This window comes from Microbacterium sp. NPDC089695 (assembly GCF_044749085.1).
In the GTDB taxonomy this organism is placed as follows: domain Bacteria; phylum Actinomycetota; class Actinomycetes; order Actinomycetales; family Microbacteriaceae; genus Microbacterium.
On sequence record NZ_JBIVHG010000002.1, the window covers coordinates 26,079 to 43,601 of the forward strand.

Annotated in this window: 13 protein-coding genes; 5 read left to right on the top strand and 8 right to left on the bottom strand. The window is 69.7% G+C overall.

Annotated elements, in window-relative coordinates:
- Nucleotide 1 precedes the first annotated feature (1 nt).
- Nucleotides 2–1,207 carry a thiolase family protein gene (locus tag ACIPYT_RS13215; RefSeq protein ID WP_401074975.1) on the top strand — a complete coding sequence of 402 codons (1,206 nt, stop codon included), beginning with the start codon at nucleotides 2–4 and terminating at the stop codon, nucleotides 1,205–1,207.
- 6 nt (nucleotides 1,208–1,213) lie between these two features.
- Nucleotides 1,214–3,373: a 3-hydroxyacyl-CoA dehydrogenase NAD-binding domain-containing protein gene (locus ACIPYT_RS13220; protein ID WP_401074978.1), complete on the top strand. Its 2,160-nt coding sequence runs from the start codon at nucleotides 1,214–1,216 to the stop codon at nucleotides 3,371–3,373.
- Between the two features lie 110 nt (nucleotides 3,374–3,483).
- On the opposite strand, the gene ACIPYT_RS13225 is transcribed toward ACIPYT_RS13220, so the two are convergent.
- From ACIPYT_RS13225 to ACIPYT_RS13235, 3 genes are read right to left on the bottom strand one after another with little or no spacing between them, the layout of a single operon-like run.
- Nucleotides 3,484–5,145, bottom strand: coding sequence for a GMC oxidoreductase (locus ACIPYT_RS13225; RefSeq protein ID WP_401074981.1), 1,662 nt, complete (start codon nucleotides 5,143–5,145; stop codon nucleotides 3,484–3,486).
- Nucleotides 5,138–6,061: a diacylglycerol kinase gene (locus ACIPYT_RS13230; RefSeq protein ID WP_401074984.1), complete on the bottom strand. Its 924-nt coding sequence runs from the start codon at nucleotides 6,059–6,061 to the stop codon at nucleotides 5,138–5,140. The genes ACIPYT_RS13225 and ACIPYT_RS13230 overlap by 8 nt, the downstream gene beginning before the upstream one ends.
- A 1-nt stretch (nucleotide 6,062) precedes the next feature.
- Nucleotides 6,063–7,685: an FAD-binding oxidoreductase gene (locus ACIPYT_RS13235; protein ID WP_401074986.1), complete on the bottom strand. Its 1,623-nt coding sequence runs from the start codon at nucleotides 7,683–7,685 to the stop codon at nucleotides 6,063–6,065.
- Between the two features lie 20 nt (nucleotides 7,686–7,705).
- Here ACIPYT_RS13235 and ACIPYT_RS13240 point away from each other — a divergent pair, with 20 nt between their 5' ends.
- The 3 genes from ACIPYT_RS13240 to ACIPYT_RS13250 all read left to right on the top strand — a co-directional run bounded on the left by ACIPYT_RS13240 (nucleotide 7,706) and on the right by ACIPYT_RS13250 (nucleotide 10,625).
- Entirely contained in the window at nucleotides 7,706–8,338 is a 633-nt protein-coding gene (locus ACIPYT_RS13240; RefSeq protein ID WP_401074988.1) for a TetR/AcrR family transcriptional regulator, read from the top strand.
- Nucleotides 8,335–9,804 carry a glycerol-3-phosphate dehydrogenase/oxidase gene (locus ACIPYT_RS13245; RefSeq protein WP_401074992.1) on the top strand — a complete coding sequence of 490 codons (1,470 nt, stop codon included), beginning with the start codon at nucleotides 8,335–8,337 and terminating at the stop codon, nucleotides 9,802–9,804. The genes ACIPYT_RS13240 and ACIPYT_RS13245 overlap by 4 nt, the downstream gene beginning before the upstream one ends.
- 125 nt (nucleotides 9,805–9,929) lie before the next feature.
- Nucleotides 9,930–10,625 (top strand): SPFH domain-containing protein, encoded by a 696-nt coding sequence (locus tag ACIPYT_RS13250; RefSeq protein WP_401074995.1) that lies wholly within the window; start codon nucleotides 9,930–9,932, stop codon nucleotides 10,623–10,625.
- Nucleotides 10,626–10,641: 16 nt separating this feature from the next.
- On the opposite strand, the gene dxs is transcribed toward ACIPYT_RS13250, so the two are convergent.
- The 5 genes from dxs to dut all read right to left on the bottom strand — a co-directional run bounded on the left by dxs (nucleotide 10,642) and on the right by dut (nucleotide 17,516).
- Nucleotides 10,642–12,582, bottom strand: a complete 1,941-nt coding sequence (gene dxs, locus ACIPYT_RS13255; protein ID WP_401074998.1) for a 1-deoxy-D-xylulose-5-phosphate synthase — start codon at nucleotides 12,580–12,582, stop codon at nucleotides 10,642–10,644.
- 155 nt (nucleotides 12,583–12,737) lie between these two features.
- Nucleotides 12,738–15,617 (bottom strand): aconitate hydratase AcnA, encoded by a 2,880-nt coding sequence (acnA, locus tag ACIPYT_RS13260; protein WP_401075001.1) that lies wholly within the window; start codon nucleotides 15,615–15,617, stop codon nucleotides 12,738–12,740.
- 108 nt (nucleotides 15,618–15,725) lie between these two features.
- Complete coding sequence (locus ACIPYT_RS13265; protein WP_401075004.1) at nucleotides 15,726–16,466, bottom strand: DUF3159 domain-containing protein; 741 nt, start codon at nucleotides 16,464–16,466, stop codon at nucleotides 15,726–15,728.
- On the bottom strand, nucleotides 16,463–17,050 hold the full coding sequence (locus tag ACIPYT_RS13270; protein WP_401075007.1) for a DUF3710 domain-containing protein: 588 nt from the start codon (nucleotides 17,048–17,050) through the stop codon (nucleotides 16,463–16,465). Before ACIPYT_RS13270 ends, ACIPYT_RS13265 begins: the two co-directional genes overlap by 4 nt.
- Nucleotides 17,043–17,516, bottom strand: coding sequence for a dUTP diphosphatase (gene dut / locus ACIPYT_RS13275; protein ID WP_401075010.1), 474 nt, complete (start codon nucleotides 17,514–17,516; stop codon nucleotides 17,043–17,045). The genes ACIPYT_RS13270 and dut overlap by 8 nt, the downstream gene beginning before the upstream one ends.
- Nucleotides 17,517–17,523 lie beyond the last annotated feature (7 nt).

A 17,523-nucleotide genomic window follows, 5' to 3' on the forward strand; every position in this document is an offset into this window, starting at 1 on the left:
AGTGGCCGAGATCTCGGACGTCTTCTTCGTCGATGGAGTGCGCACCCCCTTCGGGCGCGCCGGCGAAAAGGGCCAGTACTGGAACACCCGCGCAGATGACCTCGCCGTGAAGGCGACGATCGGTCTGATGGAGCGCAACGCCGCCGTGCCGGCCGACCGCATCGACGATGTCGCGATCGCCGCGACGAGTCAGACCGGCGACCAGGGGCTCACGCTCGGACGCTCGGTCGCCATCCTCGCCGGTCTCCCCCAGACCGTTCCCGGGCTCGCGGTCGAGCGCATGTGCGCCGGAGCGATGACGAGCGTCACGACCATGGGTGCGTCGATCGGCGTGGGGATGTACGACCTCGCCCTCGCCGGCGGCGTCGAGCACATGGGCCATCACCCCATCGGCGGGAACGCCGACCCCAACCCGCGCTTCGTCGCCGAGAAGATGGTCGACCCCGGCGCGCTCAACATGGGCGTGACCGCTGAGCGCATCTTCGACCGCTTCCCGCACCTCACCAAGGAGCGCTCCGACCGCTTCGGGATGCTGAGCCAGCACAAGGTGCAGGCCGCCTACGACGCGGGCAAGATCCAGCCCGACCTCGTTCCCGTCGCGATCAAGGACGCCGACGGCGCCTGGGGACTCGCGACCGAGGACGAGGGCCGCCGCCCGCAGACGACCATGGAGGACCTCGCCGCGCTGAAGACGCCGTTCCGTCCGCACGGTCGTGTGACGGCCGGCACGTCGTCTCCGCTCACGGACGGTGCGACCATGTCGCTGCTCGCGGGCGGCGGCGCCGTCAAGGAGCTGGGTCTTGCGCCGAAGATGCGCATGGTCTCGTTCGCCTTCGCTGGCGTGCAGCCCGAGATCATGGGCATCGGTCCCATCCCGTCGACCGAGAAGGCCCTCAAGAAGGCCGGACTCACGATCGCCGACATCGGCCTCTTCGAGCTGAACGAGGCATTCGCGATCCAGGTGATCTCGCTGCTCGACCACTTCGGCATCGCCGACGACGATCCTCGCGTCAACCAGTGGGGCGGGGCGATCGCGCTCGGGCACCCGCTCGCGGCATCCGGCGTCCGTCTCATGATCCAGCTCGCGGCCCAGTTCGCCGAGCGTCCCGACGTGCGCTACGGCCTCACCGCCATGTGCGTGGGGCTCGGACAGGGCGGCTCCGTGATCTGGGAGAACCCGCACTTCGACGGCAAGAAGAGGAAGTAAGCGCAGATGGCCACCTCGGTATCAGACCAGTACGCGAACGTCGACTTCTCGCCGATCCAGGCGCTCACCGAGGGCGAGGTGATCACGCGCTCCCCCGTGCGTGATGTCCGCCTCCCCTCGGGCAAGGTCCTGGCGCTCGTCACCCTCGACAACGGCCGCGACCACACGCGTCCCAACACCCTGGGCCCTGCGACGCTCACCGCTCTCGGCGAGACGCTCGACGGACTCGCGGCACGCGCCGCCTCCGGAGAGATCCAGGCCGTCGCGATCACCGGCAAGCAGTACATCCTCGCGGCGGGCGCCGATCTCTCCGACATCAGCCGTGTGGGTTCGCGTGACAACGCCCGGATGATCGCGCAGCTCGGGCACAAGGTGCTCGGCAAGCTCGGCGAACTCGGGGTGCCGTCGTTCGCGTTCGTGAACGGGCTCGCCCTCGGCGGCGGCCTGGAGATCGCGCTGAACTCCACCTACCGCACGGTCGACGCCTCGGCGGCGGCGATCGCGCTGCCCGAGGTCTTCCTCGGCATCATCCCCGGTTGGGGCGGCGCGTACCTGCTGCCGAACCTGATCGGCATCGAGAACGCGCTCGAGGTGGTGATCTCGAACCCGCTCAAGCAGAACCGCATGCTGAAGCCGCAGCAGGCGTTCGACCTCGGCATCGTCGACGCGATCTTCCCCGCGGCGAACTATCTCGAGAACTCGCTCGCCTGGGCCGACGCCGTGCTGGGCGGCAAGAAGGTCGAGCGCAAGAACGAACCCGGCAAGATCGAGCGCCTCACGAAGTGGCCGATCGCGATCAAGATGGCCCGGGGCATGCTCGAATCGAAGATCGGCACGGTTCCGAAGTCGCCGTACGCCGCCCTGGATCTGCTCGACAAGGCCAAGAGCGGCACGAAGGCCGAAGGCTTCGCCCGCGAGGACGAGGCGCTCGCCGATCTCGTCACGGGCGACCAGTTCGCGGCATCCATGTACGCGTTCGACCTCGTGCAGAAGCGCGCGAAGCGCCCGGTCGGAGCCCCCGACAAGGAGCTCGCGAAGAAGGTCACGAAGGTCGGCATCATCGGCGCAGGTCTCATGGCCAGCCAGTTCGCCCTGCTGTTCGTGCGCAGGCTCCAGGTTCCGGTGCTCATCACCGATCTCGACCAGGCGCGCGTCGACAAGGGCGTCGCCTATATCCACGAGGAGATCGGCAAGCTCGAGGCCAAGGGGCGTCTCGACGCCGACACGGCCAACAAGCTGCGCGCGCTCGTCACGGGAACCACCGACAAGACGCTGTATGCGGACTGCGACTTCGTGATCGAGGCCGTGTTCGAGGAGGTCGGGGTCAAGCAGCAGGTGTTCGGCGAGATCGAGCAGATCATCGCCGAGGACGCGATCCTCGCCACCAACACCTCGTCGCTCTCCGTCGAGGAGATCGGTGCGAAGCTCGCTCACCCCCAGCGTCTCGTCGGGTTCCACTTCTTCAACCCGGTCGCGGTCATGCCGCTGATCGAGATCGTGAAGACCCCCGTCACCTCGGAGTCCGCGCTGTCGACGGCGTTCGTGGTGGCGAAGAACCTCGGCAAGAACGCCGTCCTCACCGCCGATGCCCCGGGCTTCGTCGTCAACCGTCTGCTCGCCAAGGTCATGGGCGAGGCGGCGCGCGCGGTGTACGAGGGCACGCCGATCGCCGATGTCGAGAAGGCGTTCGCGCCCCTCGGACTCCCCATGGGCCCGTTCCAGCTCATCGACCTCGTCGGCTGGAAGGTCGCGGCGCACGTGCAGGACACGATGTCGCACGCGTTCCCCGAGCGCTTCTACGCGAACGAGAACTTCCACGCGCTCGCCGAGCTGGACACGGTCGTCGAGAAGGACAAGGGCGGTCGCGTCACGGGGTGGACCAAGCAGGCCGAGAAGATTCTCAAGCCGGCTGTCGGAACCAGCCCGGCGTCGGCGGCGACGATTCTGCAGCGCGTACAGGACGGCCTCGCGAGCGAGATCAAGCTCATGCTCGACGAGGGCGTGGTACCGGAGGTCGAAGACATCGACCTGTGCCTGATCCTCGGGGCCGGCTGGCCGTTCATCGACGGCGGCGCCTCGCCGTACCTCGATCGCGAAGGCGCCTCGGAGCGTGCCTTCGGAGGATCGTTCCACACCCCGCAGATCCGCGGCATCGAGAGCCGCTGATCCACTCAGCCGAACGCCCCATCGGACGCCTGTCGTCGGGTGGGGCGTTCGTGTCGGTCGCTGCGCTGTCTCGCTCGACGACCGGGCTCGCTCAACGAGGCGAAACGCCCTCACCCCTCGGAGCTCTGCTCCGGCCGCTCATCCGCCACGCCGTTCCGCGGCCAGTACGACATCGCCCGTTCCGCGAGCGCCGTGATCGTGAGCGACGGATTCACACCCGGGTTGGCGGGCACCGCTGCGCCGTCGACGACGTGCAGATCCGGATGACCCCACACACGGTGGTACTCGTCGACCACGCCGCCGGACGGTGCCGCCGAGATCACCGCGCCGCCGAGGAAATGCGCCGTCAGCGGGATGCCGAAGACCTCGGGCCAGGAGCCCCGTGCCTCGGCCGCCACGCCGCCCTCGCGCTCCATCCGACGGGCGATGGCGTCGGCGGCCCGATGCGCCTGCGGCAGGTGACTGGGGTTCGCTTCGCCGTGGCCCTGCGCGCTCGTGAGCACGTCGCGCCCGAGACGGCGCCGCAGCGACAGCGTGAGCGAGTTGTCGGCCGTCTGCATCACGAGCGCGATGATGCCGCGCTCGCTCCACCGCCGGAGCGACGCGAACCGCAGCTGACGCACCGGCCCGCGGAGGGCTCGCCGCAAGAGTGCGCCGATCCGGCGTGCGAGCGGCAGGTCGCCGGGGACCATGATCGTCGCGAGAGCTCCCATGAGGTTCGACCCGGGCCCGTAGCGCACGTTCTCGACATGGGTGCGCTCATCGACGTGGAACGACGTCGTGATCGCCACTCCGCGTGCGAGTTCCAGACTCTCCGGTACCCGGGTCGCGACGGCACCGTCGAGAGCCTCCGAGTTCGTACGGGTCAGGCTGCCCACCGCATCCGAGATGCGCGGCAGCGCGCCGCTCGCCTTCATCCGGTGCAGCAGCTGCTGCGTGCCCCAGGTGCCGGCGGCGAGAACGACCTGCCGGGCGCGGACCGTGCGTCGCCGCGGCCGCAGCCACGCGCCGCTGCGCTGCGTCGTGACCGCGAAACCGCCGTCGACGAGAGCACGCACCTCGACGACCGTCCGCAGGGGCTCGACCACGGCTCCGCGCCGTTCGGCCAGCGGGAGGTAGTTCTTCATGAGCGTGTTCTTCGCGCCGACCCGGCATCCGACCATGCAATTGCCGCACAGCGTGCAGCCCGTGCGGTCCGGTCCCTCTCCCCCGAAGAACGGATCGGCGACGCGCTCCCCCGGCGTCCCGAACCACACCCCGACGGGCGCCCGTCGGAACGTGTCGCCGACGCCCAGGTCATCCGCGGCGCCCGCCATGATCCGTTCGACCGGCCCCGTGTGCGGATAGCGTTCGACGACGCCCAGCATCCGCTTCGCCGTCGCATAGTGCGGCGCGAGCTCCGACTCCCAGTCGCGGATCCCCGCCCACTGCCGGTCGGAGAAGAAGGCCGAACCGGGCTGATACAGCGTGTTGGCGTAGTTCAGCGATCCGCCGCCCACGCCCGCCCCCGCCAGGATCATGACGTGCGGCAGACGGTGGATGCGCTGCACGCCGAAGCATCCGAGCCGCGGAGCCCACAGGTACCGGCGCACATCCCAGTTGGTCCTCGCGAAGTCCTGGTCCTCGAAGCGTCTCCCGGCCTCGTACACACGGACGCGATACCCCTTCTCGACAAGGCGCAACGCGGCGACGGATCCGCCGAATCCGGATCCGACGATCACGACGTCCTCATCAAAGCGCGCCTTCTCGGCCTCCGCCGCACGCTCAGCCACGGGCACGCACATCGCTCGTGGCCGGGTACGGCGTGAGCATCGTCAGAGCCCGCGGGCGCACGGTGATCGTGCACTCGTCCTCGCCGAGACGCTCGCCGTCGGCGTAGACCACGAGTCCCGGGGCGCGCACGTGCACGGTACGGGCTCGTCGATGGGCGACCTCCCGGCGTGCGAAGTGGCTGCCGCGCAGCAGCAGAGGGAAGAGACGCAGGAGTCGGATGCGGCTGAGCGGCGCGACTTCGACGAGATCCAGCATGCCGTCGCTCGGGTCCGCTCCGATGCACACCGGCATCCCGCCGCCGTAGCTGGGGGTGTTTCCGACCGCGATGAGAGTGCCGGGCCGTTCCTGCAGCGGCTGCCCGTCGACAGACACCGCGAAGCGCAGCGGCTGAAGGCGCATGAGCTCGATCACGAGCGCGAGGTAGTACCGCAGCGCGCCATGCGGCCAGCGCAACCGGTTGGTCCGCTCACTGACCTTCGCGTCGAAGCCCAGGGCGGCGATCGTCAGGAACGCGGCGACGGCGGCGCCGGAGCGGATCTCGCCGACGTCGATCATGCGGGCGACCCCGTCGAGGGCGACGTCGGCTGCCGCGGCCGGGTCGTGACGAGGCAGCGCCAGTGCCCGGGCGAGGTCGTTCCCCGTTCCCGCCGGCACGAGCGCGACCGGCAGCGCCGCGGCCACGAGATCGTCGAGGATGCCGGAGAGCGTGCCATCACCGCCGATCACGACGATCGCGGCGGGCTGCGCGGCGATCGCCTGCGCGACGAGGCCCTTCGCCTCGGCCACCGTCGTGCCGGTGTACACGCGCACCTCCGCACCGCGCTCACGCAGGCGCTCGAGGGCGGACTCGGCGGCGCTCTGCCCGCGCCCCTTGCCTGCGGAGGGATTGGTCAGCACGGCGATGTGCGTCGACATGTCAGTGCGTCCGCTCCGCGGGGAGCAGTGCCCCGGGATTCAGGATGCCCGTGGGGTCGAGTTCGCGCTTGATCGCCCGGAGGATCCGCACCCCCGTGGCACCGATCTCCGACTCGAGCCAGGGCGCGTGATCGCGGCCGACCGCATGGTGATGGCTGATCGTCCCGCCTGCGGCGAGGATCGCGTCGTTCGTGCGCGCCTTGACGCGACTCCAGACGGACGACGGCTCCGTCCTGATGCTCGCGAGCACCGTGAAGTACAGGGACGCACCGGTCGGATAGATGTGCGACACGTGGCACATCACGTACGAGCGGGCGCCCGCGTCGGCGAGGCCGTCGCGCAGGGCACCGTCGACGGCGGATCGGAGCGTCGCGAGGTTCGACCACGTCGTCGCGGTCTCCAGCGTCTCGCAGAAGACCCCGGCGTCGAGCAACGAGTCGCGGAGGTACGGCCCGTCGAAGCGTCCGGCGAGCCACTTCTCCGATGCGCCCTCCCCCGCCGATGTGCCGCCGGCGGCCAGGAGCGCCGCGCTCGTGCGCATCCGTCGGTGTTCGATCCCCTCGCCCTCGTATACCGTGACCGCGCTCGCACCCTTCGCGAGCGCTTTACCGATGCGACCGACCTGCGCGAGACTCACGGCCGTCTCCGCCTCGTCGGAGAGCCTGATCACGGTGGGACCCCCGCCCGCCTGAGCTACCCGGCGCAGCGCGTCGACCCCGCTCGCGAAGTCGGGGAAGGTCCAGGACTCGAGCACGCGATCGCGCGGGATCGGATGCACGCGGACGCGCACCTCCGTGATGACGCCGAACACGCCCTCGGACCCGAGGAACACACGGATCAGGTCGGGGCCGGCAGCCGATCCCGGAGACCTGCCGAGCTCGAGGTCGCCGGTGGGGGTCGCGACGCGGATGCCGGTCACCATGGTGTCGAAGCGGCCGTGGCCGGTGGAGTTCTGTCCGGACGACCGTGCGGCGGCGAAACCGCCGATCGTCGCGTACCGGAAGCTCTGCGGGTAGTGACCGAGTTCGTAGCCGTGTGCGGCGAGCTGCGCCTCGGCATCCGGTCCGGTCGTGCCCGCGGCGATCACGGCCTCGTCGCTGACCTCGTCGATGCGCACCAGACCGCTCAGGCGACGCAGATCGAGGCTCACGACCGCGCGGTGCTGTCCGCGCTCCGGACGCAGGGCACCGACCACGCTCGTGCCGCCGCCGTACGGGATGACGGCGACGCCCCGCTCGACGGACACGCGAAGACAGGCCACGACCTCGTCATGGCTGGCCGGACGCACGACGCCGTCGGGGGCCTCCTGATCCTCTGCACGGAGCCGCAGCAGGTCGGGCGTGGAGCGGCCACCCGAGTGCCGCACGCGAGCTTCATGGGCGGTCGTCACGTTCTCGGTGCCGACGATCTGCGCGAACGCCGCGAGATCGGCGTCGTCGAGTGCGGATGCCGCGAGCACGACCGCGTCGAGGTCGACGGCGGAGGCGGGCTTGCGGATCCGTCCGAGGAGCAGGGGCAGCAGCGTCCGCACCGCCAGCGGGAGGTCCTTCGCCTTGGCCGGATCACCCCACCCGTTCCACCGCATGTCAGCCTCCGCGGCTGCGCTGCCGTTCCCGTGAGTCATGCGTTACAGTGTGACACATCATGGAAGAACGTCAAGCAGTGATACCTGCCGCAACTGCGACATCCGACGCCGCGCCTCACGACGGCGTACCCCGGTGGGACGCGACCCAGACGCGCATCCTCGATGCCGCCGACGACCTCATCCTGCGTCGTGGCGTTCACGGCATGACGATCGCCGAACTCTCGCGCAGAGCCGGCCACAGCCGCCCGACGGTCTACCGCAGCTGGACCGATGCCGACGACGTGGTCCGCGCGGCGCTGCTGCGCCGGGTCTCCGGCATCGTCGCGGAGTTCCCCGAACCGTCGGCCTCCCGGTCCGCCCTGGTCGACGACGTCCTCCGTTTCACGGCTCTCTTCCGCACCGATCCGGTCTACGGTCGACTGCTCGACGAAGAGCCCGAGGCGTTCACCCGCTACACGCTGCAGAGAGTCGGATCGAGTCAGCGCCTCATCCTCGCGTGGCTCGCGCGGTCGATCGCCGCGGCTCAGGAGTACGGCGACGTGCGCCGCGATGATCCGGCCGAGATGGCCGTGATGCTGCTGCTGCTCGCGCAGTCCGCGGTGCTGTCGCACGGCACCGTGTCGGACCTCGTCTCGGAGAGCGCCTGGGAGCGGGAGCTGCGGGCAGCCCTCCACGGCCTGCTGCGCGCATGACCGACGGCTCCCCCGACCTCAACGCCGCGCGTCGGGCCGTGGAGCTCGACCGCGCCTCCGTCGAGACGGTCGACATGCTGGTCGTCGGCGGCGGGATCACCGGCGTCGGGGTCGCGCTCGACGCCGCCTCGCGAGGACTCTCGGTCACTCTGATCGATGCCCACGACCTCGCCTACGGCACCAGTCGCTTCAGCTCCAAACTCGTACACGGCGGCCTGCGCTATCTGGCGACCGGCGACGTCGCCACCGCCAAGGAGAGCGCGGTCGAACGGCACCTCCTGATGACGAGGATCGCCCCGCACCTGATCCGTCCGCTGGGACAGCTGCTGCCGTTCGTGCCGGGAGTCACTCTCCGGCAGCGCGCCACCGGCGCGATCGGTATGGCCCTCGGCGACCTCCTGCGCGTGCGCGCCGGAACGCCGAGGCGCATCCTGCCCGCGCCGCGCCCCGTCGCCGCACGCACCGCACGCGCTCTCGTCCCTGCACTCGCCCCTCAGGGACTCCGCGGCGGGATGCTGTCGTTCGATGGGCAGCTCGTCGACGACGCGCGCCTCGTGGCGACGGTGGCGCGCACCGCGGCCGCGCACGGGGCACGCATCCTCACGCGCGTTCGAGCGCTGTCGCTCAGCGCCGGCGGCGCAACAGCCGAAGACGCGCTCACCGGTGGGCGCGTCGACCTCCGCGCCCGCAGCGTGGTCAACGCGACGGGAGCGTGGGCGGGCACGCTGAACGACACCATCAGCATCCGACCGAGTCGGGGCACCCATATCGTGCTCGACGCGACCGACCTCGGTGACCCGTCCGCTGCCCTGACCATCCCGCACGAGGGGTCGATCAGCCGATTCGTGTTCGCGCTGCCTCAGCATGGCGGACGGGTGATCGTCGGGGTGACCGACGACGATGCCCCGGGCCCCGTGCCGGATGTCGCGACGCCCACGGAGGCGGAGATCGCCTTCCTGCTCGACACGCTGAACCGCGTGCTCGCGACGCCGGTGACCCGGGATCGGGTGCGTGGCGCCTTCACCGGGCTGCGCCCGCTCGTGGACTCCGGGGCCGGCTCCACGGCGGACATCTCGCGACGCCACCTGGTCGCGGAGTCCGCAGGCGGGTTCATCGACGTGCTGGGCGGCAAGCTCACGACCTACCGGCGGATGGCCGAGGATGCGGTCGACCTCGCCGTGCGCCGACGCGCACTGTCCGCGGGCCCCAGCCGCACCGCGACTCTGCGACTCGTCGACCGTGCGGTTCCCCATCGCGACTCCCCGCACGCGTCATCCGCGCCGCTTCTCGATGGCCTCGCCCTCACCCGGGCAGACGTCGAGTACACGGTGCGCGCCGAGGGAGCCATGACCGCAGCCGATGTCCTCGACCGGCGCACGCGCGCAGGTCTCGTCGATGCCGATCGTGCGCGCCTCCTGCCGGTCGTCGATGCGCTCGTCGCCGAGGCGCTGGCCGAACTCGGCTGACATCCGACGCGATCCGTATCCATCGTGCGGCGGAGCGACGAACGCGCACGGAACAGCGCGTGAACACCCGCGCACGGCGCCTCCGCAGCGCCGCGTCGGCGCCATCGAGAGGGCACAGTGGTGTCATGGACATGATCCTGTCGATGCTCGGAGGCAAGGGGACGTCGGGGCTGTTCAAGACCGGCACGGCGATCCTCACCATCCTGCTCGTGGTCCCGGCCCTGCTGAAGATCTTCGTCGTCACGGTGGATGAGGGCTGGGCCGCGATCCGCACCCGTAACGGCAAGCCGATCATCCGCAATCGTCCGCCGCGCCGCCCGACGAATCGAGGCGGAGCCGTCGGCGAGGTCGTGGTCCTCCACCCGGGCACGCACGGCGCTTTCCCGCTGTTCTACTGGTACAAGTTGATCGACGTGCGATGCCGAGCCACCGATCTCCCTGCCAGGGAGATGACCGGGGCGAGCGGCCACCAGCACCGCGTGCACGCGTCGTTCGAGTGGCGCCCGATACCCAACGGCCGAGACCTCCGGGTGTTCGAACTCGACGTCGTGAACGTCACAGAGCGGGCGTCGAACATCGTGGGCGCCTGTCTCCGCGATGTCATCCGCGGTCTCGACGGTGCCGAGCTGCCGCACAACGACGAGATCAACACCCGCGTGATCGCAGCCAGCGCCGAGGAGGTGCGACGCGCCTGCGGCGTGGAGCTCGTGCGCGTGATGGTCACGGGAGACGCGCTCACCGACGGGTACCTGCTGTCGACGGCGCTCCGCGACACCGAACGGCGCGCCGACGCCGTCGCCGCGCTCCACGCGCTGAACTGACCTCGGGGGCCGGTGCTCAGCCGCGCTCGTGCAGCGGGAACTCGATCGCGCCGGTCTCCCCCGACTGCCGCGCCACGGGGATGCGGGTGCCGAGCACCTGCGCCACCACGTCCTGCGCGATCTTCGAGGCGGTCAGGCCCGCATCCGTGAGGATCTGGTCGCGTGAGGCGTGGTCGATGAACTCGTCCGGGAGGCCCAGTTCGTCGACCGCCGTGTCGATGCCCGCCTCGCGGAGCACCTGGCGAACGCGTGTTCCTACACCGCCGACGCGGATGCCGTCCTCCAGAGTGATCACGAGGCGGTGCCGTGCGGCGAGGGCGACGATCGAGGGCTGCACGGGGATCGCCCACCGAGGATCGATAACAGTCGCCCCGATGCCCTGGGCCCGCAGCCGCTCGGCGACGTCGAGGCCGAGCGCGGCGAACGGGCCGATGCCGACGATGAGGACGTCATCGGACTCGCCGCGGGCGAGCACGTCGACCCCGTCGTCGAGTCGTTCGAGCGCGGGGATCTCGGCCGCGACATCGCCCTTCGGGAAGCGGATGACCGTCGGCGCGTCGTCCACGAGCACCGCCTCGTCGAGCGCCTCCTGCAGCCGCGAGGCGTCTCGCGGTGCGGCGATGCGGATGTGCGGGACGATCTGCAGCATCGCGAGATCCCACATGCCGTGGTGACTCGCTCCGTCGGGGCCGGTGACGCCGGCCCGGTCGAGCACGAAGGTGACCCCGGCGCGGTGCAGCGCGACATCCATGAGCACCTGGTCGAACGCGCGGTTCATGAAGGTCGCGTACAGGGCGACCACGGGGTGCAGACCCCCGAACGCGAGCCCGGCCGCCGACGCGACCGCGTGCTGCTCGGCGATGCCGACGTCGTACACACGGTCGGGGAACCGCTCGGCGAACGGCGCGAGACCGGTCGGACGCAGCATCGCCGCGGTCATGGCGATCACGTCGCTGCGGCGCTCGCCCACCGCGACCAGCGCATCGGAGAACACGTCGGTCCAGGCGCGCCCCCCGGAAGAGAGCGTCTCGCCCGTGGCCGGGTCTATGCGTCCGACGGCATGGAACTGATCCGCCTCGTCGTCGCGCGCGGGCTGATAGCCGCGCCCCTTCTCGGTGATCGCGTGCACGATGACCGGCGCCCCATAGGACTTGGCCAGCTCGAGAGTCTCGATCAGTGCGGGCAGATCATGGCCGTCCACCGGGCCGAGGTACTTGATGTCGAGATTGGAATACAGCGCCTCGTTGTTCGTGAAGCGCGAGAGGAAGCCGTGCGTTCCGCCACGGACCCCGCGGAAGACCGCCCGCCCGACGGGCCCGAAAGCCCGGAACAGGCGGTCGGAGCGCTGGTGGAGGTCTTTGTACGCAGCGGCGGTGCGCACCCGGTTCAGGTAGCGGGACATCCCGCCGATCGTGGGCGCGTAAGAGCGCCCGTTGTCGTTCACGACGATCACGAGGTTGCGGTCGTTGTCGTCGGAGATGTTGTTGAGCGCCTCCCACGTCATACCTCCGGTGAGCGCGCCGTCGCCGACCACCGCGACGACGTGGCGATCCGCACGTCCGGTGGCGGTGAGCGCGCGGGACACGCCGTCGGCCCAGCTCAGCGAGCTCGATGCATGCGACGACTCGACGACGTCGTGCGGGCTCTCCGCACGCTGCGGGTACCCGGCCAGCCCGCCGCGCAGACGCAGCGAGGAGAAGTCCTGACGTCCGGTGAGGAGCTTGTGGACATACGACTGGTGCCCGGTGTCGAAGATGAAGGGATCCTCCGGCGAGGAGAAGACGCGGTGCAGCGCGATGGTGAGCTCGACGACGCCCAGATTCGGCCCGAGGTGTCCACCCGTGCGGGAGACGTTCTCGACGAGGAACTCGCGGATCTCCCCCGCCAGTTCGACGAGCTCGCCCTCCGACAGGGAGTCGAGATCACGCGGTCCTGAGATGCTCCGAAGAATGGGCATCGCACCTCCTCACAGGCACCGGACGGACGTCCGGATGGTGTCCGGATTCAGGTTCGATCCTACCCCGCAGCCTTCGGGAAGGCTCGGAGCCGGACTACCCTTGACAGACGGAGAGGGGCTCGGTTCCGAAGAACCGAGCCCCTCTCGTCGTGCTCTCAGACGAGCGAACGCAGCACGTACTGCAGGATGCCGCCGTTGCGGTAGTAGTCCGCCTCGCCGGGGGTGTCGATGCGCACGACCGCGTCGAACTCGACGACCTGCTTGCCCTCGGGCGAGTTCTCGCTCGGGGTGGCGGTGACATGCACGGTCTTCGGGGTGACGCCCTGGTTGAGCTCCTCGAGACCCGTGATCGAGACGACCTCGGTGCCGTCGAGCCCCAGCGACTCCCAGCTCTCGCCGGCGGGGAACTGCAGCGGGACGACGCCCATGCCGATCAGGTTCGAGCGGTGGATGCGCTCGAAGCTCTCGGTGATGACCGCCTTGACGCCGAGCAGGCTCGTGCCCTTTGCCGCCCAGTCGCGCGACGAGCCGGAGCCGTACTCCTTGCCGCCGAAGATCACCAGCGGGGTGCCCTGCGCCTGGTAGTTCATGCTCGCGTCGTAGATGTACGACTGCGGGCCGCCGGGCTGCGTGAAGTCGCGCGTGAAACCACCCTCGACGACCTGACCGTCGTTCACCGCCGAGACCATGGCGTTCTTCAGGCGGATGTTCGCGAACGTGCCGCGGATCATGACCTCGTGGTTGCCTCGGCGCGACCCGAAGGAGTTGAAGTCCTTGCGGTCAACGCCGTGCTCCGTGAGGTACTGCGCAGCGGGCGTGCCGGGCTTGATGTTGCCGGCGGGCGAGATGTGGTCGGTCGTGACCGAGTCGCCCAGCGTCGCCATGACGCGAGCACCCTGGATGTCCGCGACGGGGGTGAGCTCCATCTTCATGCCGTCGAAGTACGGCGCCTTGCGGACGTACGTCGAGTTCTCGTCCCACTGGAAGGTGTCGTCCTCCGGGGTGGGAAGGCTGCGCCAGCGCTCGTCGCCGTCGAACACGGTCGCGTACTGCTTGATGAACTGCTCGCGCGAGATCGAAGAGTCGACGATCTCCTGCACCTCGTCGGGCGTCGGCCAGATGTCCTTGAGGAAGACGTCCTGACCGTCGGATCCCTTGCCGAGCGCGTCGTTCTCGAAGTCGAAGTGCATCGACCCGGCGAGAGCGTACGCGATCACCAGCGGCGGGCTCGCGAGGTAGTTCATCTTCACGTCGGGGCTGATGCGACCCTCGAAGTTGCGGTTGCCGGAGAGCACCGCGGTCACGGCGAGGTCGTGCGAGTTGATCGCCTCCGAGACCTCCTCGATCAGCGGTCCGGAGTTGCCGATGCAGATCGTGCAGCCGTAGCCGACCGTGTAGAAGCCGAGGCCCTCGAGGTCCTTGTCGAGACCGGACTTCTCGTAGTAGTCGGTGACGACCTTGGAGCCGGGGCCGAGCGTGGTCTTGACCCAGGGCTTCTGCTTGAGGCCCTTCTCGAGCGCCTTGCGGGCGACGAGACCCGCGGCGATCATGACCGAGGGGTTCGACGTGTTGGTGCACGAGGTGATCGCGGCGAGCGTCACGGCGCCGTTGTCGAGGATGTACTTCTCGCCGTCGGGGGTCGTGACCGGCACGGGCTTCGACGCGTTGGCCGGAGCACCGCTGTTGATGTGCACCGGACGCGTGCTCGGCTTCTCGTCGCCGGGGACCTGCCCGGGGTCGGATGCCGGGAACGAGTGCTTCGACTCGAGGTCGACGATGTCGTCGCTCGTCGTCGGCGTGGCGTAGCCGAGGATGTCCTGCTCGAACTGCGCCTTGGCGTCGGAGAGGAGGATGCGGTCCTGCGGGCGCTTCGGGCCGGCGATCGACGGCACCACGGTGCCGAGGTCGAGCTCGAGGTACTCGCTGAAGACGGGCTCCTGCGACGCGTCGTGCCACAGCGTCTGCTCCTTGGCGTACGCCTCGACGAGCGCGACGGCCTCTTCGGAGCGCCCGGTGAGGCGCAGGTAGTCGAGCGTCACGTCGTCGATCGGGAACATCGCCGCGGTGGAGCCGAACTCCGGCGACATGTTGCCGATCGTCGCACGGTTGGCGAGCGGCACGGAGGCGACGCCGGCACCGTAGAACTCGACGAACTTGCCGACCACGCCGTGCTTGCGCAGCATGTCGGTGATCGTGAGCACGACGTCGGTCGCGGTGACGCCCGCGGGGATCTCACCCGAGAGCTTGAAGCCGACGACACGCGGGATCAGCATCGACACGGGCTGGCCGAGCATCGCGGCCTCGGCCTCGATGCCGCCGACGCCCCAGCCGAGCACGCCCAGACCGTTGACCATGGTGGTGTGCGAGTCGGTGCCGACGCACGTGTCGGGGTACGCGCGCAGCACGCCGTCGACGGTGCGGTCGTAGATGACCTTGGCCAGGTGCTCGATGTTGACCTGGTGGACGATGCCCGTGCCGGGCGGGACGACCTTGAAGTCGCTGAAGGCCGTCTGGCCCCAGCGCAGGAACTGGTACCGCTCGCCATTGCGCTCGTACTCGATCTCGACGTTGCGCTCGAGGGCGTTCTCGGAGCCGAAGAGGTCGGCGATGACGGAGTGGTCGATGACCATCTCGGCGGGCGAGAGCGGGTTGATCCTGTTGGCGTCGCCGCCGAGTGCCGTGACGGCCTCGCGCATCGTGGCGAGGTCGACGATGCAGGGCACGCCGGTGAAGTCCTGCATGACCACGCGGGCCGGCGTGAACTGGATCTCGGTGTTCGGCTCCGCCGCGGCATCCCACGACCCGAGCGCCTCGATCTGCGCCTTCGTGACGTTCGCGCCGTCCTCGGTGCGCAGCAGGTTCTCGAGGAGCACCTTGAGGCTGAACGGGAGCTTGTCGAAACCGGGCACCGTGTCGATGCGGAAGATCTCGTAGTCGGTGCTGCCGACCGTCAGGGTGCTCTTGGCACCGAAGCTGTTCACCGTGGACACGAATCCGTCTCCTTCTATTCGGATGGGAGCGACAGGCGCCTCCATCTTGCTCGCCAGCGAGCCCCTGCGGCTAGCAAGGCAGACCTAACCAGTCTGCTCCGCTCGACCGCCGGGCGGAAGCCTGCAATTTATCTTGATGTCAAGATAAATCTATCACGACTCGGCGCGTGCTCCGGCATCCGGCGTGCGGGGATAGAGGGCGCGCACGACGAGCCAGGTGACGGCGATCAGCGGCGCGAACAGCGGGAGCCCCATGATGAGCTTGAGCGTCCCGAGCACCGCGACCTCGTCCGCGAGATAGAGCGGGAGCTGCACAGCGAGGCGCGCGAAGAACAGCGCCGCCCATGCGATGCCGAGCCACAGGAATGCACGCCTCTTGCGCCGGTCGCCCCGCCACGCGGTGCCGTCGCCCATCAGGAATCCGGCGGCGAGGCCGATGAGCGACCAGCCGATCAGCGCCGAGACCAGCATGGCCGTGCCGTACACGGCGTTGGTGATGAGGCCGGGCACGAAGTTGTCGACGCCGCGTCCGGTGAACAGCGCGAGCGCGGCCGCGGCGCCGGCGGCCACCAGGCCGCCGATCGCGGCGGAGGGTGGCGACTTCTGCACGAGACGCACGATCGTGAACACGGCGGCGATGCCCACCGAGACCCCGAGCGACAGGATGAGTGGCTCCGGGCTGATGGTGAAGAGGACCACGAACGCCAGGCTGGGCAGAACCGATTCGAGGATGCCGCGCCACCCGCCGATCGCCGACCAGACGACCTTGTGGGTGGCTCCGGACTCGGCCGGGTCGAGACCAGCGCGTCGAGCGGCTCCGCCCAGGGCCGCCCCGATCAGCTCGGACGCGCTCTGCTCGCGCTCGGGCTCCGGTGGGGTCAGCGGCGTGCTCACGCGGAGCCGGGGGTGACGGGCATCTTGAGCGGGATCAGGTCGCGCGGAGGCATCGGCGCCCCGCCGCGCACCACGACGATCGAGCGGAACAGATCCTCGACCTTCGCGGCGGCCTCGAGATCGGATGCCGCGGCTCCGCCGATCACTCCGCGCAGGAACCAGCGAGGACCGTCGATGCCGATGAATCGCACGAGACGCAGCTCGGAACCCTCACTGGCCGGGGCGGGGACCTCGGCCAACAGCTCGACGCCCAGCGGCCCCTCGCGCTCCTCGACCCGGCCGCCCTGCGCCTTGACCTGATCGCGCAGCTGCACGCGCGTCTCGTCCCAGAGGCCGCCGGAGCGCGGCGCCGCGAACGGCTGCACCTGCAGCGACGAGTCCGCGTAGTCGAGGCCGACGGCCACGATGCGCTTGCTCTGCTCCTCGACCTCGAGTCGCAGGTTGAGTCCCTCTCGCGGCAGGATCTTGATGCCGCCCAGGTCGATGTAGGGACGGACCGGGTTCGCCTCGGAGTCGTCGAACGGGCCCTCGGTGGCGCGGTTCTCGGGCGCCGCCTTCGCGGGGATCGCGTTGTTGTCAGTCATTGCTCTGTCCTGCCGGGTTCGTGTGGTGTCCTGCCTGGTAGCCGGTCGAGCCGAAGCCACCCTCGCCGCGAACGCTCTCCGGCAGCTCCTCGACCGGGATGAACGTGGCACGCGTCACGGGCATGACGATCAGCTGCGCGATGCGGTCGCCGACGGCCACATCGTACGCGTTGCGGATGTCCGTGTTGATCAGGCTGACCTTGATCTCGCCGCGATACCCGGCGTCGACCGTGCCGGGAGAGTTGACGATCGAGATGCCGTGCTTCGCCGCGAGGCCGCTGCGCGGGACGACGAACGCCGCGTACCCGTCGGGCAGCGCGATGCGCACGCCGGTCGCGACCAGGGCGCGCTCCCCCGGCCCGAGCCGCACGGCTTCGGCCGCCACCAGATCGGCTCCCGCATCACCGGGATGGGCGTATCCGGGGACGACGGACGCGATAATGGGGACATCAACGGAATCAGTCACCCCCCGA

Bases quoted from the DNA above. Each gene is read 5' to 3' on its own strand.
- ACIPYT_RS13220 (WP_401074978.1), top strand. From the start codon at position 1,214: ATGGCCACCTCGGTATCAGACCAGTACGCGAACGTCGACTTCTCGCCG.
- acnA (WP_401075001.1), bottom strand. From the start codon at position 15,617: ATGGAGGCGCCTGTCGCTCCCATCCGAATAGAAGGAGACGGATTCGTG.
- dxs (WP_401074998.1), bottom strand. From the start codon at position 12,582: ATGCCCATTCTTCGGAGCATCTCAGGACCGCGTGATCTCGACTCCCTG.
- ACIPYT_RS13245 (WP_401074992.1), top strand. From the start codon at position 8,335: ATGACCGACGGCTCCCCCGACCTCAACGCCGCGCGTCGGGCCGTGGAG.
- ACIPYT_RS13230 (WP_401074984.1), bottom strand. From the start codon at position 6,061: ATGTCGACGCACATCGCCGTGCTGACCAATCCCTCCGCAGGCAAGGGG.
- ACIPYT_RS13240 (WP_401074988.1), top strand. From the start codon at position 7,706: ATGGAAGAACGTCAAGCAGTGATACCTGCCGCAACTGCGACATCCGAC.
- ACIPYT_RS13270 (WP_401075007.1), bottom strand. From the start codon at position 17,050: ATGACTGACAACAACGCGATCCCCGCGAAGGCGGCGCCCGAGAACCGC.
- ACIPYT_RS13235 (WP_401074986.1), bottom strand. From the start codon at position 7,685: ATGACTCACGGGAACGGCAGCGCAGCCGCGGAGGCTGACATGCGGTGG.
- ACIPYT_RS13250 (WP_401074995.1), top strand. From the start codon at position 9,930: ATGGACATGATCCTGTCGATGCTCGGAGGCAAGGGGACGTCGGGGCTG.